The organism is Kribbella sp. NPDC055071 (assembly GCF_053608045.1).
This window is the reverse complement of record NZ_JBSGUS010000005.1, coordinates 339533-362780: the sequence shown is the minus strand read 5'-3', so window position 1 is coordinate 362780 and position 23248 is coordinate 339533. Positions and strand designations below refer to the sequence as shown.

At 68.4% G+C, this 23248-nt stretch carries 19 protein-coding genes, 1 pseudogene and 2 riboswitches; of the genes and pseudogenes, 3 read left to right on the top strand and 17 right to left on the bottom strand.

Annotated elements, in window-relative coordinates; genetic code table 11:
* Positions 1 to 116: 116 nt before the first annotated feature.
* From ACWF4Z_RS12040 to ACWF4Z_RS11990, 11 genes and pseudogenes are all read right to left on the bottom strand, one after another.
* The gene (locus ACWF4Z_RS12040) at positions 117 to 722 is read right to left on the bottom strand and encodes a hypothetical protein (protein ID WP_452243006.1); all 606 of its coding nucleotides are present in this window, start codon (positions 720 to 722) and stop codon (positions 117 to 119) included.
* Between the two features lie 13 nt (positions 723 to 735).
* Positions 736 to 2175, bottom strand: a complete 1440-nt coding sequence (bluB, locus tag ACWF4Z_RS12035; RefSeq protein WP_452243005.1) for a 5,6-dimethylbenzimidazole synthase — start codon at positions 2173 to 2175, stop codon at positions 736 to 738.
* Positions 2172 to 3524, bottom strand: coding sequence for a cobyrinate a,c-diamide synthase (locus ACWF4Z_RS12030; protein ID WP_452243004.1), 1353 nt, complete (start codon positions 3522 to 3524; stop codon positions 2172 to 2174). The genes bluB and ACWF4Z_RS12030 overlap by 4 nt, the downstream gene beginning before the upstream one ends.
* A complete protein-coding gene (gene cobO / locus ACWF4Z_RS12025) occupies positions 3518 to 4132 on the bottom strand; it encodes a cob(I)yrinic acid a,c-diamide adenosyltransferase (protein ID WP_452243003.1) in 615 nt (204 codons plus the stop codon). The genes ACWF4Z_RS12030 and cobO overlap by 7 nt, the downstream gene beginning before the upstream one ends.
* A gap of 1 nt (position 4133) precedes the next feature.
* Positions 4134 to 6266 carry a putative cobaltochelatase gene (locus ACWF4Z_RS12020; protein ID WP_452243002.1) on the bottom strand — a complete coding sequence of 711 codons (2133 nt, stop codon included), beginning with the start codon at positions 6264 to 6266 and terminating at the stop codon, positions 4134 to 4136.
* Positions 6267 to 6337: 71 nt separating this feature from the next.
* Positions 6338 to 6481, bottom strand: a riboswitch (cobalamin riboswitch).
* Between the two features lie 111 nt (positions 6482 to 6592).
* Positions 6593 to 7357 carry a 5'/3'-nucleotidase SurE gene (surE, locus tag ACWF4Z_RS12015; protein WP_452243001.1) on the bottom strand — a complete coding sequence of 255 codons (765 nt, stop codon included), beginning with the start codon at positions 7355 to 7357 and terminating at the stop codon, positions 6593 to 6595.
* A 12-nt stretch (positions 7358 to 7369) separates the two neighbouring features.
* Entirely contained in the window at positions 7370 to 11080 is a 3711-nt protein-coding gene (gene cobN, locus ACWF4Z_RS12010; protein WP_452243000.1) for a cobaltochelatase subunit CobN, read from the bottom strand.
* A gap of 36 nt (positions 11081 to 11116) precedes the next feature.
* Positions 11117 to 11253, bottom strand: a riboswitch (cobalamin riboswitch).
* Between the two features lie 122 nt (positions 11254 to 11375).
* Positions 11376 to 11714: pseudogene (locus ACWF4Z_RS12005) on the bottom strand (SRPBCC domain-containing protein); the annotation flags it as partial.
* A 75-nt stretch (positions 11715 to 11789) separates the two neighbouring features.
* Positions 11790 to 12758: a DUF3500 domain-containing protein gene (locus tag ACWF4Z_RS12000; RefSeq protein ID WP_452242999.1), complete on the bottom strand. Its 969-nt coding sequence runs from the start codon at positions 12756 to 12758 to the stop codon at positions 11790 to 11792.
* Positions 12749 to 13429: a phosphoglycerate mutase family protein gene (locus tag ACWF4Z_RS11995; RefSeq protein WP_452242998.1), complete on the bottom strand. Its 681-nt coding sequence runs from the start codon at positions 13427 to 13429 to the stop codon at positions 12749 to 12751. Before ACWF4Z_RS11995 ends, ACWF4Z_RS12000 begins: the two co-directional genes overlap by 10 nt.
* Complete coding sequence (locus ACWF4Z_RS11990) at positions 13420 to 14358, bottom strand: cobalamin biosynthesis protein (RefSeq protein WP_452242997.1); 939 nt, start codon at positions 14356 to 14358, stop codon at positions 13420 to 13422. The genes ACWF4Z_RS11995 and ACWF4Z_RS11990 overlap by 10 nt, the downstream gene beginning before the upstream one ends.
* A 42-nt stretch (positions 14359 to 14400) precedes the next feature.
* Between ACWF4Z_RS11990 and ACWF4Z_RS11985 the strand changes: the two genes are divergently transcribed.
* The 3 genes from ACWF4Z_RS11985 to ACWF4Z_RS11975 are packed head-to-tail and all read left to right on the top strand — an operon-like array spanning position 14401 to position 17245.
* Positions 14401 to 15327, top strand: coding sequence for a serine hydrolase (locus tag ACWF4Z_RS11985; protein WP_452242996.1), 927 nt, complete (start codon positions 14401 to 14403; stop codon positions 15325 to 15327).
* Entirely contained in the window at positions 15324 to 16382 is a 1059-nt protein-coding gene (locus tag ACWF4Z_RS11980; protein WP_452242995.1) for a mandelate racemase/muconate lactonizing enzyme family protein, read from the top strand. Before ACWF4Z_RS11985 ends, ACWF4Z_RS11980 begins: the two co-directional genes overlap by 4 nt.
* Entirely contained in the window at positions 16379 to 17245 is an 867-nt protein-coding gene (locus tag ACWF4Z_RS11975) for a C40 family peptidase (protein ID WP_452242994.1), read from the top strand. Before ACWF4Z_RS11980 ends, ACWF4Z_RS11975 begins: the two co-directional genes overlap by 4 nt.
* A 75-nt stretch (positions 17246 to 17320) precedes the next feature.
* Here ACWF4Z_RS11975 and ACWF4Z_RS11970 read toward each other — a convergent pair whose 3' ends face one another.
* The 6 genes from ACWF4Z_RS11970 to ACWF4Z_RS11945 form a co-directional block, all read right to left on the bottom strand.
* A complete protein-coding gene (locus tag ACWF4Z_RS11970) occupies positions 17321 to 18397 on the bottom strand; it encodes a TerC family protein (RefSeq protein WP_452242993.1) in 1077 nt (358 codons plus the stop codon).
* Positions 18398 to 18647: 250 nt separating this feature from the next.
* Positions 18648 to 19007, bottom strand: a complete 360-nt coding sequence (locus ACWF4Z_RS11965; RefSeq protein WP_452242992.1) for an MmcQ/YjbR family DNA-binding protein — start codon at positions 19005 to 19007, stop codon at positions 18648 to 18650.
* Positions 19008 to 19019: 12 nt separating this feature from the next.
* Entirely contained in the window at positions 19020 to 19388 is a 369-nt protein-coding gene (locus ACWF4Z_RS11960; RefSeq protein WP_452242991.1) for a VOC family protein, read from the bottom strand.
* A gap of 63 nt (positions 19389 to 19451) precedes the next feature.
* Positions 19452 to 20195, bottom strand: a complete 744-nt coding sequence (locus ACWF4Z_RS11955; protein WP_452242990.1) for an SDR family NAD(P)-dependent oxidoreductase — start codon at positions 20193 to 20195, stop codon at positions 19452 to 19454.
* Positions 20196 to 20283: 88 nt separating this feature from the next.
* Positions 20284 to 22389, bottom strand: a complete 2106-nt coding sequence (uvrB, locus tag ACWF4Z_RS11950; protein WP_452242989.1) for an excinuclease ABC subunit UvrB — start codon at positions 22387 to 22389, stop codon at positions 20284 to 20286.
* A gap of 47 nt (positions 22390 to 22436) precedes the next feature.
* Positions 22437 to 23240 (bottom strand): hypothetical protein, encoded by an 804-nt coding sequence (locus tag ACWF4Z_RS11945; RefSeq protein WP_452242988.1) that lies wholly within the window; start codon positions 23238 to 23240, stop codon positions 22437 to 22439.
* Positions 23241 to 23248: the final 8 nt, after the last annotated feature.

Genomic DNA, 23248 nt, shown 5'->3' with positions numbered 1-23248 from the left:
CAAGGGTCGAAGATCGCGCAGCGACGCCGAAGGCGCCCTTGACGCACACCACCGCGACCAGCACCATCACGCAGCCCGGAGACCGCGCCACCACACCCCCGTCGCGTACAGGGCGGTCAGCGGCTCTGGAGCGCGTCGAGTGCGACCGTCATCGCGGCGGCGACGCGGAAGTCGAGACGCTGGTCCTGGACCGTGATCCGGTACCGGTCCCGGACCGAGATCTTCCGCTCGACCGACAGCACCGGCTGCCCGGTGCCCACGTCGGTGAAGTCGAAGTGGAAAATGAAGGGCAGCGGGATCTCGCCGACGAACGGGACGAACTCCCAGACCCGGCGGATGATCGCGACCTTCGCGTTGCGCTCGGTCCCGGTGGAGTTCACGCCGTTCTCGCTGGTCAGCTCCCAGCTGGATCGCAACAGGCTCTTGCCGAACTGCTTCTTGAACCACCCGATCGGCTTGCCGTCGGCGTCCGTCACGTCGTACCCGGAGCCGAGGTCGATCGTCTTGCGCGCCTTGAACGAGAAGACCGGCTGGGTCTTGGTGTCGTCGGTGTAGAAGGTGACCTGCTCCTTGAACGCCATCCGCTTCTGCTGCGCGAACGCCAGCAGCGGACCATCGCTCCCGTCCGGATTGGTGGTGATCAGCTCGTACTTGTTCGCCATCAAGGTGACCCGCTGCTTCATCGAGAACGCGGGCACGTACAGGGGAGACTCCGTTGTCATGGCGGTGAGTGTGTCATCCCACCCGGCCACTGGTGCAATCAACGCCGCACGCGTCCGCACCGACCCGTAGTCCGCGGGCCAGCGCAGCTGCAGTTTCGGACTGCTCAGCTACCTGTACGACGAGCACCCCGACGCCCTGCAAGGCCAGATCGCGGGCGATCTCCACTCCGAGCTCGACCGCCTCGACCGGTGTCCGGGCCGGTCGCCAGAGCACACCGAAGTCAGCAGGTGGTTTCTTGGCGTCGAGCACGACGACGAGCGCATCGGGCTGCTTCAGGTACTCGGCCGGATCGCCGCCGACGACCACATGCACAGTCTGACGACCAGCAGCCGGTACGGCGTTCTCACCAGCCTGCATCGCGTCGTGGACGATCGATGCGTCTCGCCGGCCCCACTCCTCGTGGTGGATTGCCCAGGCGAGTGGTCTGCGCGAAGCCCAGCCGGACCGCACGAGTTCAGGAGCCGCGGCGAACTCCTCCACATGTCCGACACACAGGTACCCGACCAGCTCGATGTGGGCCGGTAGGTCAAGTACTGCGGCGACCTCGGATGGCTCGAAGAACGAAACCCAGCCGATGCCGAGTCCTTCCGCCCGCGCGGCCAACCAGAGATTCTGAATGGCAATGGCAGCGGAGAACCAGGTCGTCCGCGGATCCGCGTGCCGGCCCAGTACGTGCCTCCCGCCGCGACCGGGGTCGCAGGTCACGGCGATGTTCAGCGGGGTGTCGAGGATCGCCTCGATCTTCAGCCCGTCGAACGCTTGGCGCCGATCGGCCGGCAGCGATGCCGCGAACGCGTCCCGCTGCGCGGTCGCGAGATCGTGGATCTTCCGCCGCGTCGCGGCGTCGCGAATCAGCAGGAAATCCCACGGCTGGCTCAGGCCCACGCTCGGCGCCCGATGCGCTGCCTCCAGCACTCTGGTCAGCAAGTCGTCGTCGATCGGCGCGTCGAGAAATCCACGCCGGACATCCCGTCGCTCCGCAATCACCCGATGCACCACTGCCCGCTCCCCCGCGGGGTATCCGGGAGCCGGTGCTGCTGTTCCAGTGCGAATCACAGGCGCGCGACCGAGGTCCGCGACGGAGGTGTGGGCGACCGGCGCGCGGCCGACGGCTGCGGTTGCGTTGGCTGAGCGGCGTTTCGGGACGAGCAGCTCGGCGCCTACTGCCAGGACTGCTGCTTCGGCGACGCTCGCTGTTCCGGACAGGCTTTCTACCTTCGTGCTGGGCGTCGGCACGGATTGCTGGGCGAGTTCGGCGGCAGGCACGGTGTGCAGCTCAGCGCCGAGCGACGCGACCAGACGCTGGAGACCGGGCTCAGTCTCTCGCCCTTCGACGGTGACTACCGTGCGCACCTCCCCCGCGCCGGCGAACTGCAGTGCCTCGGCTACCAGGTCGCGCAGTTCTCGGTAGGCGGTGTCGGCGCGGAGACCGACTCCGATGACCAGGCTCATTTCTCGAGGCCCGCGTGGATGCGGGCGGCCGCGACGAAGCGTGCTGGCACATCCGGGGTCGCCGTCCAGTGCAGATGCAGGTACGACGCATGCACGCGCGGCAAGGCGATCCCTTCGAGCCCACCCGGCAAGTACCAGGCCGCATCCACCGTGCCGTCGAGCTCGATCGCCGTACGGTGGAATTCGTGGCCGCGGACGCGGCGGCCTTCGTCGAAGAACGCGGAGGTCGTGGCGGCGATCGCCGTACGGTAGCCAAGGGTCAGACGGCTGGTCATGCGGCCGGTTGCGGGCAGGACGCCTGTCATCGGGTGGCCGTCGAGTTCGCGGGACAGATAGAGGAGGCCGGCGCATTCGGCGATCACCGGGAGGCCGGCCGCGACCTCGGTGGCGACCTGTCGGCGCAAGGCGGCGTTGGCGGACAGGGCCTCGGCGTGCAGTTCTGGGAAGCCGCCGCCGAGATACAAGGCTGCGGTTGCCTCCGGCAACGGGTCGCAGAGGGGGTCGAAGGTGACGACGTCGGCGCCGGCAGCGGCGAGCAGTTCGGTTGTCTCGGCGTAGCGGAACGAGAAGACGGGGCCGCCGGCAACAGCAATCACCGGCCGGCCTTCAGCCGGAGCCACCTCGGCGGCGGGATCCCAAGCCTTCGCGTCGAACGGGGTCGCAGCGCGTGCGGCGGCCACGAAGGCTTGCAGGTCTACACCTTGGCGGACGAGTTCGGCGGCTGCGTCGACGGCAGCGGTCGCCTGCTCACGCTGCTCGTCGGCCGGGACGAGGCCGAGGTGCCGGCTCGGTACGGTCAAGCGGGTGTCGCGACGAAGGACACCGAGTACGGGCACGCCGGTCGGCACCACCCCGGCACGGACCTCAGCCTCGTGCCGGTCCGAGCCGACCTTGTTCAGGATCACCCCGACGATCCGCACTTCGGTGTCGAAGGCAACGAAACCTTGGACGACAGCGCCAACACTGCGACCTGCCGCCGACGCGTCGACCACCAGCACGACCGGTGCCTTGAGCAACTTGGAGACGTGCGCCGTGGAGGCATACCCCTCGGTCCCGAGGGCGCCGTCGTACAGGCCCATCACGCCCTCGATCACGGCGAGATCCGCGTCCGCCGAGCCGTGAACGAACAGTGGCGCAACGCGTTCTTCGCCGGACAGCATCGGGTCGAGATTCCGTCCGGGACGTCCCGTCGCGACCGCATGGAAGCCGGGGTCGATGTAGTCGGGCCCGACCTTGAACCCGGCCACCGCGTGACCGGCTCCGCGCAAGGCGGCCATCAGCCCGACCGCGACCGTCGTCTTCCCCGCCCCGGAGGAAGGCGCCGCCACCACGATCCGGGGGATCACCACTCGATGCCCTTCTGGCCCTTCTGGCCGGCGTCCATCGGGTGTTTGAGCTTGGTCATCTCGGTGACGAGGTCAGCGGCGTCGATGAGCCGCTGGTCGGCGTTACGTCCGGTGATCACCACGTACTGGTGGCCTGGGCGATTCACCAACGTGTTGACCACCTCGTCGACGTCGACCCAGCCCCACTTCATCGGGTACGTGAACTCGTCCAGGACGTAGAGATCGTGGGTCTCGGCGGCGATCCGGCGCTGGATCTCCCGCCAGCCCTCGAGCGCGTCGGCGGCGTGGTCCGCTTCGGTGCCGGCCTTACGCGACCAACTCCAGCCCTCGCCCATCTTGTGCCACTCGACCGGCCCACCCTCACCGGTTGCCTCGTGCAACTGACCGAGCGCCTTGAACGCGCCTTCCTCGCCGACCTTCCACTTCGCGCTCTTCACGAACTGGAACACGCCGATATTCCAGCCCTGGTTCCAGCCGCGCAGAGCCATCCCGAAGGCGGCCGTCGACTTTCCCTTCATCTCGCCGGTGTGCACCATCAGCAACGGGCGGTTCCGGCGTTGCCGGGTGGTGAGACCGTCCTGCGGTACCGACGTCGGTTGTCCCTGTGGCATGTCAGGCCGCCCGGCGGTCGGTCACGGTGCGGACGAGGTTGCCTGCGGCAACTTCGCCGAGATCCAGGTACTCCGCGGCCAGGTCGGCGGCGAGCTCTGCGGCCAGACCGAGTCGGACGCCGCGATGCGGTTCGCAGTCGACCACAACGGCCGCGATCCCTTGCTGGGCGAGCCATCCGGCGGCCTGCCGCGCGCGGGCGAAGGCATTGTCTCCTTGGGTAGCGCGTCCGTCGGTGACGAGGACCAGCAGCGGACGGCGGCGTGGGTCACGGATGGCGGCGATCCGGAGCACCTCCGCGGCTTGGAGCAGCCCTTCGGCCAGTGGCGTGCGCCCACCGGTCGGAAGCGACTCCAACCGTCGTACGGCGGTCTCCACGCTGCCGGTCGGTGGCAAGGCGACGGTGGCCGTCGCGCCGGCGAACGTGACCAGGCCGACGGTGTCACGACGCTGGTAGGCGTCAAGCAGGAGCGAGACGATCGCGGTCTTCACCTCCCCCATCCGCTTCTTCGTCCCCATCGAGCCCGACGCATCCACACAGAACAACACGAGGTTTCCCTCACGCCCTTCCCGCACAGAGAGCCGGACGTCGGCAGGCCGTACGACGAGTCCCGCCCCGACGCGACCACGCGCACGCTGATGCGGAGCCGCCGACCGAATGGTCGCGAGCAAGTGCGGTCGACCCGACTCCCGTCCGTTCCGACCCCGGTCACCAACCACGCGTCCCACCTCAGTAATTGCCCGAGACCTCCGCCCAGCAACACCAGCACCGGCCGCCTGCACACTCAACAACCGAGCCTTGTACGGCTCCGAGCTCCCAACCACATCACCAACCGGCGCAGGTTGGCCGGGGCGACTGTCGGCCGGATCCGGGTCGGCCGAGTCCCGGGCAACGTCCGGCCCGGTGGCGGGGTCGTGAGCGACCTGCCCATCCTCTGGGTTGCGGTGGTCCGAGGCGTCCCGGCCATCGGCCGGGTTCCTGCCGTCGGAGGCGTCACCCGGGTTGCGGTCGTTGGCGGCGTCCGCCGGGTTGCTGTCGTCGGATGTGTCCGAGCCGCCGGTGGGCGGGGGCGTGTCGGGGCCGTCTGGGTCGTCGTCCGGGTCTTCTGGGGGTGGGGTGCTGTTGTTGATTGCTTGTTCTAGTTGGTCTTCGTCCAGGCCTGGGGCGTCGAAGGGGTTTCGGCGGCGGCGGTGTGGGAGGGCTAGTTTGGCGGCGGCTCGGACGTCTTCTACCTCGACGACTGCGCGGCCGGACCAGGCTGCGTGGGCGACGGCGGTTCGTGCGGTGACCAGGTCGGCGCGCATGCCGTCGACGTCGAACGACGCACAGATCTCGGCGATCTGGCGGAGGGCGGCGTCGGTCAGGATCACCTCGGAGATCAGGTCGCGGGCCTTGACGATCCGTTCGGCGAGTTCCCGCTGCGGGCCGTCGTACCACGCCACGAAGGCAGCGGGATCGGCCTCGTACCCGAGTCGTGCGCGCATGACCTCGACGCGTACGGCGGGATCCCGGCTGGCGACGACGTCGACGGTCAGGCCGAACCGGTCGAGCAGCTGCGGCCGCAGCTCACCCTCCTCCGGGTTCATCGTGCCGACCAGTACGAAGCGCGCCGGGTGCGTGACCGAGACCCCGTCGCGCTCGACGGTCGCACGGCCCATCGCGGCCGCGTCCAGCAGGACATCGACCAAGTGGTCATGCAGGAGGTTGACCTCATCGACGTACAGGAGCCCGCGATGGGCCGCCGCCAGCAGACCCGGTTCGTACGCCGTGACGCCCTCGGTCAGCGCCCTCTCGAGATGCAGCGACCCGAGCACGCGGTCCTCGGTCGCACCGACCGGCAACTCCACCAGCCGCGCCGGCCGGGTCTCGCTGCCGGGCGCATGCGGGCCGTCCGGGCAAGCAGAGTCAGGGTGCTCAGGATCGCAGGAGAAGCGACACCCCGGTACGACGTCCACCGGCGGCAGGAGCTCGGTCAACGCGCGGACGGCGGTCGACTTCGCCGTACCCTTCTCGCCCCGGATCAGCACCCCACCGATCGCCGGTGAGATCGCGGCCAGGATCAGTGCGAGCTGCAGGTCGTCCATCCCCACCACCGCGGTGAACGGAAAACCAGTGAACGGTGAGGCAGGCCGCATCAGCGGTGGGTCCCTTCGTCGAGCGGGTATCCACGCCCGCTACCGCGCCGGTACGCCGTACTACGGAGACCGCAGTCCGGCCGACGGACGTGGATGTCCTGGCTCCCGGGAGATCCTCTCCCCGGTCACAGTGGCGGGACCGCCCCGGACTCCCTGCCACGCATACCGCCGCAGCCGGTCACCGGTGTTCCTCCACATCCGTCCGCCCGATCATGACACACCCCACCGATCCCCTCAGCGACGAGGTTCACACCGGCCGATCACCTGGGCCGGACGGGGTTCCAGAGGTAGGTGTCGTAGCTGGAGGGCCGCGGCGCCGACGAGCTTCACGACAAGCGTTTGGCGAGGGCGATGGCTGCGGTGTCGTCCTTGATCTCGCGGATGCCGACGATCGGGGTGACGGTCACGAAGCCGGCGGCGAGCAGGGCCTCGTCGGAGCCTGCGACCGGGTCGGGATGCGGGGCTGTCAGCTCGATCATCGGATCTCCGTTGCGGGCGGTGGTGCCGACCAGGCGGGAGCGTTTGATCGGGGCCAGGGTCGCGTGGCGGACGCCGGCGAGCTGGTCGAGCGGCCGGTCGGGGACGTTGATGGTGAGGGTGGTGCCGGCGGGCTCGGTGACGATCCAGGCGAGCGCCTCGGCCGTGATGGTCGCGGCGGTCTGCCAGTGGGCCGGGCGCTCGGAGTCCATGCTGACGGCAACGGCTGACAGGCCTTGCCCGGCCGCGGTCAGCGCGGCGGCCACGGTGCCGGAGTGGAAGATCGGTACGCCGAGGTTGCTGCCCCGATTGATACCCGACAGGACCAGATCCGGTGCCCGCCCGAACGCGCCCACGGACGCCAGCGTGACCGCGAGGGCCGGCGTACCTTCGATGCCGATGTAGGTGACCCCGCCCTCTTCCTCGGTCGCGGTCCGGATCGGCCGCCCGACCATCCCGGCGCGGGCCGAGCCGACGCCGCTCTCGTCCAGGAGCGGCGCGAGCACGAGGACGTCGTACCCGAGCTCGGCGATCGCGGGAGCGAGCGCGCGGATCCCCGGCGCCTGGTAGCCGTCGTCGTTGGTGATCAGGACTCTCAGCTGCTCAGGCGCCATACCTCCACCCAATCAGCCGCGGTCCTCGATGTCACCTTCCGTCTCAAGTACCGCCGTTCGTAGCGTCTCGAGCGCCTCCGGTGACGGCTCCGCCCACAAACCACGTTGCGCCGCCTCGAGCAGCCGCTCGGCGATGCCATGCCGCGCCCACGGGTTGGACTTGCGGAAGAACTCCGCCATTTCCGGGTTCGCGACGTACTCCGTTGTCAGCGTCTCGTACATCCAATCGTCGACCACGCCGGCGGTCGCGTCGTACCCGAACAGGTAGTCCACGGTCGCGGCCATCTCGAACGCACCCTTGTACCCGTGCCGCCGCATCGCCGCCATCCACCGCGGATTCACGACGCGCGCCCGGAAGACCCGCTTCGTCTCCTCCTCCAGCGTCCGGGTCCGAACCTGCGCCGGTACGGCGGAATCCCCGACATACGCCTTCGGGTTCGCACCGGTGAGGTGGCGGACCATCGCGATCATGCCGCCGTGGTACTGGAAGTAGTCGTCGGAGTCCATGATGTCGTGCTCGCGGGTGTCCGCGTTCTTCGCCGCGACCTGGATCCGGGCGTACGCGCGTTCCATCGAGCCGCGGGCCTCCGCGCCGTCGAGGTCCTTGCCGTACGCGTACCCACCCCAGACCGCGTAGACCTCGGCCAGCTCGGCGTCGGTGCGCCAGTTCCGCGCGTCCACGAGCGGTAGCAGTCCAGCTCCGTACGACCCGGGTTTCGACCCGAACACCCGCGCGGTCGCCGACCGCAGGTCATTGCCTTCAGCAACATCCGCGTCCACGTGCGCGCGCAGGAAGTTGTCCGTGGCCGGCTCGTCGAGGGCGGCGACCGTACGCACGGCCTCGTCCAGCAACGCCACTACGTGCGGGAAGGCGTCCCGGAAGAACCCGGAGATCCGGATCGTCACGTCGATCCGGGGCCGGCCCAGCTCGGACAGACCGACCACCTCGAACCCGGTGACCCGGCGCGATGCCTCGTCCCAGACCGGGCGGCAGCCGAACAGCCACAGCACCTCGGCCAGGTCGTCGCCCTGCGTCCGCATCGCCGACGTACCCCAGATGGTCAGACCGACCGAACGCGGCCACTCCCCCGTCTCGGCCTGGTGCCGGGCGAGCAGCGAGTCGGCCAGCGCAACCCCGACATCCCAGGCGTTGCGGCTCGGGATCGCCTTCGGGTCGACCGCGTAGAAGTTGCGGCCGGTCGGCAGCACGTTGACCAGCCCGCGCGTCGGCGACCCGGACGGCCCGGCTTCGACGAAGCGACCGTCCAGGGCTCGCAGGACGTTCCCCAACTCATCGGGGGTCCGCGCGAGCCGGGGCACGACCTCGGTCGCCGCGAAGGTCAGCGACGCCTCGACCTCCGACGATTCCCGAGCCAGCACCTCGTCCACCACGACCGGAACCTTCGCCGCGTCCCAGCCGAGCGTCTCCATCCCGAGAACCAGCTTCCGCGCGACCGCCTCGAGCAGGTCGACCCCGTCGGCGCCACTGACCGCAGGCAGGTCGGCGAGCGTCGCCAGGTCGGCCAGGTCGGCGGCAACCCCCGGATTGGCCAACAGTTCCGCCTCGTCCACCCCGAACGTGTTCCCGAGCGCCGTCCGCAGCCCAGGGATGGAGTACGAACCACCCCAGAGCTGACGAGCCCGCAGTACGGCGAGGACCAGGTTCACCCGCGCCTCACCGGTCGGCGCACCGCCGAGGATGTGCAACCCGTCGCGGATCTGCACGTCCTTGATCTCGCACAGATACCCGTCCAGGTGCAGGACGAACTCGTCGAACTCCTCGTCGTCCGGCTTCTCGGACGTGTGCAGATCGTGGTGCAACTGGGCTGCCTGGATCAGTGTCCAGATCTGCGCCCGCAGCGTCGGGACCTTCTCCGGGTCCAAGGCCGACACCGTCGCGTACTCGTCTAGCAAGTACTCGAGCTTGGCCATGTCGCCGTACGTCTCGGCCCGTGCCATCGGCGGGACGAGGTGATCGACGACGGTCGCGTGCACGCGCCGCTTCGCCTGCGTCCCCTCGCCGGGATCGTTGACGATGAACGGGTAGATCATCGGCAGGTTGCCGAGGACGGCATCCGGGGCACTGTCGGCCGCGAGCCCGATTCCCTTGCCTGGCAGCCATTCGAGCGTGCCGTGCTTCCCGAGGTGTACGACGGCGTGCGCGCCGAAACCGCCGTCCTGCTCGGAAGCCTCGAGCCAGCGGTAGGCCGCCAGGTAGTGATGCGACGGGGCCATGTCCGGATCGTGGTAGATCGCGACCGGGTTCTCACCGAAACCACGCGGCGGCTGGATCATCAGTACGACGTTCCCGAAACGCAAGGCCGCCAGGGCGATGGCTCCGGTGGGATCGACGTACAGCGAGCCAGGCGGCTCACCCCAGGCCTCGATCATTGCCGTCCGCAACGACTCAGGCGTCTCGCCGAGCCAGCGCGCGTACGTCGACAGCGGCACCTTCGCGACCGCGTTCTCCAACTGCTCGTCGGTCAGCCAGTCGACGTCGTGTCCGCCGGTCGCGATCAGCCGGTGGATCAGACCGTCGGCGCCCTCGGCACCTTGCAGCTCACTCAGGTCGAGCCCGCCGAGGTCGTACCCGGCCTGCTCCAACTGCCCGAGCAGGACCACGGCCGAGGCCGGAGTGTCCAGCCCGACCGCGTTCCCGATCCGGGCGTGCTTGGTCGGGTACGACGACAACATCAGCGCGAGCCGCTTCTCCGCCGCCGGGACGTGCCGCAGCCGGGCATGCGCGACCGCGATCCCGGCCAGCCGCGCGCATCGTTCGGGATCCGGCGCATAGCGGGCCAGGCCGTCGGCGTCGTACGACTTGAACGAGAACGGGATCGTGATCAGCCGACCGTCGAACTCCGGGATCGCGACCTGCGTCGCCGCGTCCATCGGACTCAGCGCAGCGTCGCTCTCCAACCACTGATCGCGGGTCGAGGTCAGCGCGAGGCCCTGGAGCAGCGGAATGTCGAGCGAGGCCAGCGCGCCGGCGTCCCATGCGTCGTCAGCACCGCCGGCGCTCGCGGTGGCCGCGACGGATCCACCGGCGGCGAGCAGTGTCGTGACCAGGACGTCGCAGCGACGCAGCAGGTCGAACAAGTCGGCGTTGTCGGCACTAGCCGGATCCAGGCCGCGCAGAGTCCCGCAGTACACGGGCAGGGGCTGTGCTCCGGCCGCCTCGACCGCGGCCGCGAGCGCGTCGACGAACGCGGTGTTGCCGGAGATCTCGTGCGCGCGGTAGTAGACGATCCCCACGACCGGCCGGTCGTCCTCGACGTACGTCCCGCGCACGCCGTACGCCGGGAGCGCGCGCGGCGGATCGAATTCGTCGCCGGTCAGGAGCAGCGTGTCGCGGAGGAATCCGGCCAGGTTGCGCAGGTTGTCGGCGCCGCCCTCGCGGAGATAGGCCAATGCCTCGGTCACTGCACCCGCGGGCACGGTCGACAGCGACATCAGCTCGGCATCCGGGGCGGCCTCACCGCTCACCACGACGGCCGGCTTGCCGGACGCGACGACCGCGTCGAGGCCGTCCTCCCATGCCCGCCGTCCGCCGAGCAGCCGGACCACCACGATGTCTGCGGCGTTCAGCAGTGGAGTGAGCTCGGCGAGGTCGAGCCGCGCCGGGTTGGCCACAGCCCACCCGGCGTCCGCCGCGGCAGCAGCCAGCAGATCGGTATCGGCGGTCGACAGCAGCAGAAGGTTGGCCAAGGAGTTGGCAGGCATGCGCTACCGGTCCTTCCTCGGGGTATCCACGCCCCGTCCGGAGGTACGACGGCGGCAGTTCCTGACTCCCCCACGCCCACTCCGAGCGCCGAGGTCACAGTGGCGGGACCGTCCCGGACTCACACCGGGTTCCTACACATGCCGTCGATGACCCCGCCGACTCTAGCTGGGCGGAGTACTGGGCGTGCAGGGCGCTCCACGTATCACGGTCCGCGGAGGGCTCGGTGTCGGCGGCGACGGCGGCCAGCGTGTCGAGGTGGAAGTGCCATCCCGCGCCGAACTCCGCGATGGAGTCCTGCTTGACGACGCGGCTGTGCGTGAGGACCAGCCGGGTGCCGTCCTCCACGGGCGTGAGCTCGAGCCGTACGACGCTGTCCGTCGGCTGGGTCGGTCCGCCGTTCCACTCGAACTCGGCGACGTGAGTGGGCTCCCAGACCAGGACCTCACCCGTGATCGGGTACTGCGGGTTGTCATGGAAGACCAGGCTCACCCGCCGCGGACCGATCTCCCCGTCCGCGATCCACCGGCTGAGCCCCTCCTTGGTGGTCAGGTACGCCCAGAGCGTCTCCGCACTCACCGGATACACGCGCTCCAACCGGACGGCACCGGTTGTGATCGTTCCCAGCTCGTTCATGGCTGCCTCCTGTCGGATCATCTCGACAGGAGTGTGTCAGCAGCCACTTACTTAAGTCAAGGCTTATAGACGGGGTCAGCGCGGCATGGCGTAGTGGGCGGCCAGGAGGTCGGTGCCCCAGTCGTTGCGGAGGTCTCGCCAGACGGAGTGGATGTGGTTGGCGTCGTCCTGGGTGTTGTCGTACTCGGCCAGGAAGGTCGGGCCCGCGATCGAGTAGTAGTGGCGGTTGCCGATGCCAGGCTCGGTCGCGCCGGCCCAGGCGAAGGTGAGTCGCTCGATGCCGTGGTCGGTGATGTCCTGCCAGGTCTGCAACCCGATGGGTCCGGCCGCGCGTCCGACGTACTGGCCGATGAGGAGGCTGAGCAACTGCCGCTGCTCCGGGGTCATGTCGCCGTACGCGAGACCCTGGTACAGCAGGTTGGCGTCGGCGACAGGGTCGTGCCGGGTCAGGATGTCGTCGGGCGCGTCCGGCGAGACAATCGCGACCGCTTGCTGATCCGGCGCGAGTGCGTGCAGGAGCTCGAAGCCGAGATCCTGCTCGGCCGCGAGGAAACGCCGTCCGGCCTGCGGTCCGGACCGCACCTCCGCCGGATTCGACCCGAGGAACTGCGGGGTGAACGCGATCGCCCCGTCGACGAGCGTCACATGCAACCCGAGGTGGTGACCGTTCAGCCGCCAGGCCCACGGCTCCGTGCCGGCCGGATCACCGAGCACCCGGAGGAAGTACCGGTCGCCGACGACGGAGCCCTCCCACTCACCGCTCGGCGGCAGCGCCGGGATCTCCCGTACGACGACTTCCGCGTCCAGCACGCCCCAGACATCGCCCGCGCCGCGCTCGCTGCAGCCGATCGCGACCACCCGCTCGGCCAGCTTCTGCTGGGCCGGCGTCAACTCGGTCAGTGCAAGGCCCGGTACGGCGCCCGGCAGGTACGTCCACTGTTGATGGTCCGGGGTCTCGAACGACGCCGTGATCTTGTCCAGCTGGGCGGGCGTAAGACTCCCCAGCAGATCGAGTACCGCTTCCCGGGTCTGCTCTACAACCATGCCGATCGCTCCCGTTCCGTCGGTTCGTACTGGGTCCACTGCTCGAAGGGCCGATCCAGCTTGTACCGGAAATCGGACTGCCGCAGCAGGATGCGTGTTTCGGCGTTTCCTGGATTGCGCAGTGTCTCGAAGAACCGTACCGACCAGTGGAACCAGCGCATGCAGAACAACCGCATCGTGAGCCCGTGCGACACCAGCAACACGTTCTGTGGCGAATCCGGCTGCTCGAAATCGCGGTGCATGGTCTCCAGCAGCGACGACACCCGGTCGTACACGTCCGCACCCGACTCGCCGTGGGTGAACCGGTAGTAGAAGTGCCCGAACGAGTCGCGCAGCTTCTCCTGCGCCTCGATGTCCGCGGTGTCCTGCAGGTTGGCCCAGTCCTGCTCGCGCAGCCGTGGCTCCTCGCGCGGCATCTCGATCAGGTCGTCCAGGCCGAGGGCATCGAGTGTCTGCAGAGTTCGCAGGTACGGCGAGACGTACACGCGGACGGATTGGTTCTCGAACACCTCGCGGAGCTTCTTGCCGACCTCGGCCGACTGCTCGTACCCACGTGGGGTCAGCGGGACGGCGTGGTCGGGGATGCGCTCGTAGATCGTCTTGTCCACGTTCGCCTCGGACTCGCCGTGCCGGAGCATCACAATCCGGTTCGGCCGGTGACTCAAGCCCATCGATTCCTCCCAAGAACCGCAATGACGGCCGAAACGGCGGCTGAAGTCATGGCTGCCGCAACTCCTACTCGCCTGGCCAGGTCGGCCGTCCTGCGCACATCCACGACGGCCGGGGCCGGCCCGTCACCCAGCGTGCCTCGATTCTCCTGATAACTCCCGTAGTCGTTCGTGCCACCCAGCGTCAGGTTCAGTGCCCCGGCGAACGCCGCCTCTACCGGTCCGGCGTTCGGGCTCGGGTGTTTGGGCGCATCCCGTTTCCAGATCCGGCGCGCCTGCTGCGGTCTGCCTGCAGCCAGGCCGGTCAGCAGCGCGCAGGCCCGCGCGGGCAGCAGGTTGACGAGGTCGTCGAGGCGGGCGGATGCCCAGCCGAAGTTGACGTACTTCGCGGACTTGTAGCCGACCATCGCGTCGAGGGTGTTGGCCGCGCGGTAGCCAAGCAGGCCAGGCACTCCGAACACACTGCCCCAGAGCAGTGGCGCTACACAGGCATCGGAGGTGTTCTCGGCGATCGACTCGACGGTCGCGCGGGCCAGCTCGTCGGCTTCGAGGTTGGTGGCGTCACGGGCGCAGAGGTGGCTGAGGCGGTCTCGTGCGGCCGGGATGTCCTTGTCCTCGAGGAGGCCGGCCATCGTCTCGGCTTCGCGTTCGAGGCTGCGGGCGCCGAGGACGGTCCAGGTCGCGGCGGCGGTGACGAGCGTGTGGGCGACGGGGTGGTTCTTCGTCAGGCGTTCGACGAGCACGCCGGCGGCTGTCGCCGTACCGACGAGGACGGTCGTGTACGCCGTACCTGCTGCCCGGGAGTCGTCGTACCACCGGGACTCCAGTCGGGCGGCGGCCTGGCCGAACCCTGCAACGGGATGGAAGCGGCGCGGGTCGCCGAGGACGCGGTCGGCGACGAACCCGAGGAGGATGCCGAGAGCGCGGGACACCCTGGGCAGTCTGCCAGGTCGGTTTGTGATTGGCTGATCGGCATGGGAATCGCGGAACTGCTTGCCGAGGTCGACGGGACCGGTGAGTTCGGAGTCTGGCTCGGCCGCCTCGACGGCACGCCGGTGTTCGAGCACGCGCCGGAACAAACACACTACGCAGCGAGCACGATGAAGCTGCCGGTGGCGATGGCGATGCTGCGCAAGGTCGAGGCGGGCGAACTGTCCCTCGACCAGCCGGTGGTGGTGCACAACGACTTCCCCTCCGCAGCCGGTGGACGCTTCGCCGTCAATCCCGACGAGGACGAAGCCCCCGCAACCTGGTCCAAGCTGGGCACAACCGCAGAGCTCACCTGGCTGGCCACCGAGATGATCACCCGCTCCAGCAACCTGGCGACCGACCTGGTCCTGGAGCAGGTAGGCGTAGACGCAGCCAACCAAGCCCTAACCACCTCCGCCCTCCCCGCCACCGCCCCCTCCTCCACCGCCCCCTCCTCCGCCACCGCCCCCACCTCCGGCGGTTCCGCCTTCCCGGGTTCTCCCGGCTCCGGCGTTCCGGCGTCTCTTTCCTTCCCTTCCGGGTCGGTGATCCGGCGTGGGATCGACGACGTGCGGGCTCAAGCGGCAGGTATCAGCAACCTGATGAGTCCCGCCGGGCTTGCCGGGGTGCTTGTTGCTGTCGGCAACCAGGCCGGCCGGTCCGGCGACTACCTGCGCGACCTGCTCGCGCGCAACGAGTGGAACGGCGAGATCCCCGCGCTGCTGCCGGCGGGGACTCGGGTCGAGCACAAGAATGGGTGGGATGTTCGGATCCGTCACGACGGCGGGATCGTTCGGCCGGCGGACGCGGATCCGTTTGTGTTGGTGGTGTGTACGACGTCCGACTTGCCCGACGCCGATGCGCAGAAGCTGATCGCGTCGATCGCGCTCGAGGCATGGAACCACCGTCACGACCTGAGCGAGGTGCGATGAAGCTCACGACCCATCTGGTGTCGGCGCCGCTGCACACGCCGTTCGTCACCGCATTGCGTACGGCGACGCACGTGGAGTCGCTCCTGGTCGAGCTCAGCGATGGTGACCTGAGCGGTTGGGGTGAAGCACCGCAGGTCTGGAAGGTGACCGGCGACTCGCTGGCCGGGGCGCAGGCGTGTGTGGAGGGACCGATCGCCGCCGCGCTGGACGGTCTCGGCCCGGATGACCTGACCGAGGCGCTGCGGCGCGTGCAGAACGCCGCCGCGGGGAACTTCGGCGCGAAGGCCGCGGTCGACATCGCATTACACGATCTGGCGGCCCGGCGTCGCGGTCAGACCCTGCACGGATTCCTCGGCTCGACGGTCGGCGTCGTACGGACCGATGTGACGCTCTCGGTGGGTGACGCGGATGCGCTCGCGGCGGCTGGGCAAGCGCGGGTCGCTGACGGGTTCGACGTACTGAAGGTGAAGGTCGGCACCGACGCCGTGGCCGATGTCGAGCGCGTCCGGCGGGTGCGTGCGGCGATCGGGCCGGGTCCGCAGTTGCGGCTCGACGCCAATCAGGGCTGGTCGCGGCGGGATGCGGTCACCGCGATCCGTGCGCTCGAGGACTGCGATCTCGAGCTGGTCGAGCAGCCGGTCGCGGCCGACGATCTCGAGGGGATGGCGTGGGTGACCGACCGGGTCAGTACGCCGATCCTCGCCGACGAATCCGTGTACGGCGTACGCGATCTGGTCAGCGTGATCCGGCTCGGCGCCGCGGACATGGTCAACGTGAAACTGGCCAAATGCGGTGGACTCGCACCGGCCCGGACTCTGCTGGAGCTGGCCCGCGCGCACGGTATCCGAACGATCGTGGGCTCGATGATGGAGAGCCACGTGGGCGTCGGCGCGGCGGCCGCGCTGGTGTCGGCGTATCCGACCTCGGCGGTCAACGACCTGGATGCGGCCTGGTGGCTGCGCGAGGCGCCCGTGATCGGCAGAATCACGTACGAAGGCTCGCTGATCACTTTGCCTTCGACTCCTGGCCTCGGCGTGACAGGCTTGATCTCATGAAATTAGTCGCCGTCAAAGTCCCGGTCAGTACGGTGTGGACCTCGCCGGACGCGCCGCGTGACATCGACGCGCCGGCCGTCGCCGCCGAACCCGATGTGGCCGGGTGGGCCAAGTCCATGGACACCGAGACCCGGCTCGGGTTGCACGGGCGGACGCTGACCCAACTGTTGTTCGCCGAGCCGGTGCTGGTGCGCTCCGAGCGCAATGGCTGGTCCGAGATCGTCGCGCCGTGGCAGCCGTCGTCGCAGGACGAGCTGGGGTATCCGGGCTGGGTCCCGTCGAGCCACCTCGGTGAGCTGCCGAGCAGTGCGTCTGATCCGGTCGCGATCGCCGTACCGACGGCTGCGTTGCACACCGAGCCTGGTGGTCGGGTGGTGGCGGAGCTGTCGTTCGGGACGGTGCTGGCGTCGATCGAGCACGCGGACGGGTACACGCGGGTCGCCGTTCCGGATGGTGGGTCCGGCTGGCTGGCTGACGACGTACTGCGCTCTGGGGTGGAGCCGTCGGGGCCTGCGGAACGGCTGCGGCTGGGGTCGCAGTTCTTGGGGCTCGAGTACCTGTGGGGCGGTACGTCGGCCGATGGTCTGGACTGTTCCGGTTTGATCCACACGGTCAGCCGGGTGCTCGGCGTTCGGATCCCTCGCGACGCGCATGACCAGGCCGACGACATCCCGAACATCCCCGTCGACGATGCTCGCCCGGGCGACCTCTACTTCTTCGCGCGCCCCGGCAAGCCCGTCCACCACGTCGGCTTCGTCTCCCCCGAAGGCATGCTGCACGCCTCCGAAACCGGCAAGAAACTCGAGAACGAACCCCTCTCCCCCGAACGCCAAGCCATGCTCACCAAAGCCGCCCGCTTCTAACCGTTTGTCACAGCACCTGCACCCGGCCGCCAGGCACCTGGCCCGCTCTCATCTCTGTCTCTTGTTTTGTCTCAGTCAGGGGTTTTTGGCGTCTGTTTCGTGGGGCTCGGGGATTGCGTCCAGCTCTGCCTGAGTCGTGGGGTCCACGGCCGTCGCAGCAGCCTCCTCTTCGGGAGGGGTGGAGGGCAGGTTGCGGGACTTGTGGAGGCTGAGGATCGTGGTGATGCCCAGGGTGACGATGATGAAGCCCAGCGAGAACCAGATCGGGATCTCGGGGGCCCACTCGATGTGGTGGCCGCCGTTGATGAACGGGAGCTCGTTCACGTGCATCGCGTGCAGGACGAGCTTCACGCCGATGAACGCGAGGACGACGGACAGGCCGATCGACAGGTACACCAGCCGCTTGAGCAGATCGCCGAGCAGGAAGTACAGCTGCCGCAGCCCCATCAGCGCGAAGACGTTCGCGGTGAAGACCAGGAACGGCTCCTGCGTCAGGCCGTAGATCGCCGGGATCGAGTCGAGCGCGAACAGCAGGTCCGTCGTGCCGAGTGCGATGATCACGATCGCCATCGGGGTGACGAGCCGCTTGCCGTTCTTCACGATCGTGAGCTTCACGCCGTTGTACTCGTCGGTCGCGTTCAGCCGCTTCTTGGCGAACCGGATGATCGCGTTCTCCTTGAAGTCCTCGTCGTCGTTCTCCCCCTGACTCGCCAGGTGGATCGCGGTGTAGACCAGGAAGGCGCCGAAGATGTAGAAGACCCACGAGAACTCGTTGATCGCCGCCGCGCCGACCGCGATGAAGATCCCGCGGAACACCAGCGCCAGGATGATGCCGACCAGCAGCGCGGTCTGCTGATACTTCCGCGGCACCGAGAACCTGGACATGATGATCAAGAAGATGAACAGGTTGTCGACACTGAGGCTGTACTCGGTCAGCCAGCCGGCGAAGAACTCGCCCGCGTAGTTGCCGCCCGAGAACACCCAGACGCCGAGGCCGAACAGCACGGCAAGACCCACGTAGCCGGCGATCGCGATCGCGGACTCCCGGGTGGTCGGCTCGTGCGGGCGACGGCCGATGATGAAGACATCGAAGGCCAGCAGCGCGAGCAGCACGCCGACCGTGATGTACCAAACGTAGTCAGCAACGTGCACAGGAAACCTCCGGAGCTAGACGAAACAGTCACTCCGAAGGTCTCTTCCGCTCAACCCGTCACAGCGGGTCGAACCGGAGGCACCGGGTGCAGGACCGAGCCTGACCGTGATGACGATGCCACCGCGAAGGAATACTCCCCTTCATCCACGACCATTCTGACGGGTCGCCACCCCAGTCTCCAAATCCAGGACGCCGTGTCCACCTGTCGAAATGATCACAGTGCCTACCCGGAATAGTTACGCACCGCGATCAATTCGCGCCTGATGGACGTCTGCTCTTGGGCAGCTTCGCCACGATCGTGTCGTACGACGTGTCGATCAGCTCGAGGATCTCGTCGTCCGGAACGCTGCCACCGAGGCGGACCGTGTTCCAGCCCGAGCGCCCGATGTAGGCCATCTTGCCGACGGCGTCGGGATAGGTGTCGACCAACTCGTCGGCCTCCTCCCGATTCGCGCCGCACTTGAGCCCGACACTCCCGCCACCGCCGAGGAACGCGAAGATCTTGTCCCCGACCTTGGTCACCACGTCGCCCTCCCACGGCTCGTCCTGCCAGGCACCGGGCTTGGCCAGGCAGTGCTCGAGCACGTCCGCTCCGGTCAGTCGCGCCATCACCTGCTCCTCTCAGCGGTGGGTGACGACCTCGACGTTGTTGCTGTCCGGGTCGCGCAGGAAGACCGCGTAGTAGCCGGGGTGGTATTCGGGCCACTCCTTCGGCTCGTGCAGGATCTCGGCGCCCATCCCTTTCATGGCCTCGTAGACGCTGTCGACCGTGGCTCGGTCCGGCGCCGGGAACGCGAGGTGGATCTCCCGCTGCGGTCCCCCGGTCGTCGCCTTCCCGAGCCAGAACTTCGGTACGCCGTCCGCCCCGGACAACCCGAGGACGTCGGTGAAGTCCATGCTCACCGTGATCCCGAGCGGCGTCAGCACGGCCTCGTAGAACCGCCGGCTCGCGGCCAGATCGTCACACTGCAAGGACAGATGATCGAACATCGGTTCCTCCCCTGAATAGGTCTGCCACGCAGATTAGACCCACCCTGGGACAAAACGCGGTCGCTACGGGACGCTGTAGCCGCCGTCCGCGACGATCACCTCGCCGGTGACGAAACTCGAGCGCGGTGAGGCGAGGAACAGGACGACCTCGGCGATCTCCTCGGGCGTCCCCGGCCGCCCCAACGGACCCATCGCACTGGACTGCTGCAACACCTCGACCGGGAACATCCCCAGCAGCGCGTCGGTGAGGATCGTCCCGGCACACACCGCGTTGACCCGTACGCCGGACGGACCGAACTCCACCGCCCACGACCGAGTCATCGACTCCAGCGCCGCCTTGCTTCCGCTGTACGCCGCGGCGATCGGCATGCCGATCCGGGCACCGATCGACGACGTGTTCACGATCGCGCCGCCGCCCGACGCGGCCATCCGCGGCGCGATCGCCGCGGTCAGGAAGTACGCGCCGCGCAGATTCACGTCGTAGATCCGCTGGAACTCGTCGGGCGTCACCGCCACGGTCGGCACCATCGGATAGAACCCGGCGTTGTTGGCCAGGATGTCCACCTCGCCGGCCAGCTGCGCCAGCCGGTCGATCTCGGCCGGCTCACCGAGATCGGCCTGGATGTACGACGCCCGCCCGCCATCGGCCGCGATCAGGTCGACCGTCTCGTTCCCCTGTACGGCCCGCCGCCCGGTCACCACGACCTCGGCCCCGGCACCCGCCAGACTCCGTGCGATCGCTCGCCCGATCCCCGACGTAGCCCCGGTCACCAGCGCCCGTCTCCCCACCAGCTCCTGTGTCCCCATCGCACGAGGCTATGGGGACACAGACCGTCCCGCTCCGACGCGCCGAGCGCTGCCATCAAACTGCCCAGCTCAGCTCACCGCGGACCAGCTATTTGGCCCCGGCGTTCGTCATCTGGCGGAGCTCCTTCTTCAGCTCCGAGATCTCGTCGCGGTACCGGGCCGCCACCTCGAACTGCAGCTCGGCGGCCGCGTTGTGCATCTGGTCGGTCAACTGCTGGATGAGATCGGCGAGATCCGACGACGGCAAACCGCCGGCCAGTTCCTTGGCCTTCTCTCCTGCCTTCACCTTGCCACCGCCAGGCACCGGCGCCTTACCGCGCGACTGGTTCCGCCCCGAGCCGAGCAGCTCGGCCGTGTCGGCATCCTCGCGCGCGAGCATGTCGGTGATGTCGGCAATCTTCTTCCGCAGCGGCTGCGGGTCGACGCCGTTCGCGACGTTGTAGGCGGTCTGTTTGGCGCGGCGCCGGTTCGTCTCGTCGATCGCCTGCTCCATCGACGGGGTGATCTTGTCCGCATACATGAAGACCTGGCCGGAGACGTTACGCGCCGCCCGGCCGATGGTCTGGATCAGTGATCGACCCGACCGCAGGAAGCCTTCCTTGTCGGCGTCCAGGATCGCGACCAGCGAGACCTCCGGCAGGTCGAGGCCCTCCCGCAGCAGGTTGATACCGACGAGAACGTCGTACTCGCCCATCCGCAGCTCGCGCAGCAGCTCGACCCGGCGGAGTGTGTCCACCTCGCTGTGCAGGTACCTGGTCCGGATGCCCATTTCCAGCAGGTAGTCGGTCAGGTCCTCGGACATCTTCTTGGTCAGCGTGGTGACCAGGACGCGTTCGTTGCGCTCGACGCGGAGCCGGATCTCGTGGATCAGGTCGTCGATCTGGCCCTTGGTCGGCTTCACGATCACCTCGGGGTCGACCAGACCGGTCGGCCGGATGATCTGCTCGACGAACCCGTCGGACTTGTCCTGCTCGTACTGCCCCGGGGTCGCGGACAGGTAGACGGTCTGACCGATCCGCTCGAGGAACTCCTCCCAGCGCAGCGGCCGGTTGTCCATCGCGGACGGCAGCCGGAACCCGTGCTCGACCAGTGTCCGCTTCCGGGACATGTCGCCCTCGTACATCCCGCCGATCTGCGGCACGGTCACGTGCGACTCGTCGATGACCAGCAGGAAGTCCTCGGGGAAGTAGTCCAGCAGGCAGTGCGGCGCGGTCCCGGCCTCACGACCGTCGGTGTGGCGTGAGTAGTTCTCGATGCCCGAGCAGGTGCCGATCTGCCGCATCATCTCGATGTCGTACGTCGTGCGCATCCGCAGGCGCTGTGCTTCCAGCAATTGCCCGCCACGCTCGAGCTCGGCCAGCCGCTCGGCCAGCTCGGCCTCGATCGAGGTGATCGCCTTCTCCATCCGCTCCGGCGCCGTCACGTAATGGGTGGCCGCACCGATGTAGACCTCGTCCTCTTCGCTCAGCACCTCGCCGGTCAGCGGGTGCAGCGTCATCACGCGCTCGATCTCGTCGCCGAAGAACTCCACCCGGACGGCGAGCTCCTGGTACACCGGGAACACCTCGAGCGTGTCGCCGCGGACCCGGAACGTGCCACGGGTGCCGGCCAGGTCGTTCCGCGCGTACTGCACGCCGACGAGCTTGCGGAGCAGGCCGTCGCGATCCATCTCGTCGCCGACCTTCACGTGGATCATGCGGTTCAGGTACTCGTCCGCGGAGCCCAGGCCGTAGATACAGGAGACGGTCGCCACCACGACCACGTCGCGCCGGGTCAGCAGCGACCAGGTCGCCGAGTGCCGCAGCCGCTCGACCTCCTCGTTGATCGAGGAGTCCTTCTCGATGTAGGTGTCCGTCTGCGGGACATACGCCTCGGGCTGGTAGTAGTCGTAGTACGAAACGAAGTACTCGACGGCGTTCTCGGGGAAGAAGTTCCGCAGCTCGGTCGCGAACTGGGCGGCGAGCGTCTTGTTCGGCTGGAGGATCAGCATCGGGCGCTGGATCTTCTCGGCCAGCCAGGCGATCGTCGCGGTCTTACCGGTACCGGTCGCGCCCAGCAGGACGACATCCTGCTCGCCGGCGTTGATCCGCCGCTCGAGGTCCGCGATCGCGGCCGGCTGGTCGCCGGCCGGATCGAAATCGGACACCACCTTCAAGGGGGCGACCATCCGCTGCAGATCCGACACCTGTCTCATGCCCTCCACCGTACGGGCCGCCGTCGACAGTTTCTCGAATCCGCAGGTCAGAAGCTCCTGGCGAGGCTGTCGTTCATCCAGGTGACCTCGCCGATGCGGCGCTGGTAGACCCTGGTCTCGAGGGCCGCATCGCTCGCGGTGACCCGGCCGAACTGGTCCTGGTACGCCGTGACGAAGCCCCACATCGGGATCTGCTTGCCGGCCTTGGAGACCCAGACGGCGGTGTACTGCGTCACGTAGCAGGCCTTGATCGCCGGATTGCTGACCTGGCAGGTCGCGCCCTTGCCGATCTTCACGTTCTTGAGCTGCGCGGTTTCGACGTCGACCAGGTGCTCCGAGAAGCCCTTCGCGTCGTACAGCTGGGTCTGCCGGACCCAGTAGTACCCGTCCAGCAGGCCGCGGACGTTGAACTGCTGCAGCATGTAGTTGATGCCGCCCTTGCTCTTGTCCTGGTCCTTGATCCAGCCGCCGTGCGGGGTGAACCAGACGCCCCAGCCGACCTCGATGCCCTGGTCGTTCGGGCCCTTCGCGTCGTTGGGGGTGGCCGACGGCGACGGGGTGTAGAGCGTGCCGACCGGGTCCGGCGTCTGCTGCGCCGACGGATCGTCCTTGCCGCCGCCGGTGACCAGCAGCACCACACCGACCGCGACCAAGGCGATCGCGACGACGGCGCAGATCATGATGATCCACTGGTTCCGGCTCGACTTGGCGGGCCGCTGCTGCGGCCGGCCCGGCCCGGGACCCCAGCCGCCCGGTCCGCCGGCACCAGGCCCGCCGGCAGCCGGTCCGGTTCCCCAACCGGGAGCAGGGGCCGGAGGAGGGCCCGGCGGAGGGCCGTACTGCTGACTCATAACTGTTC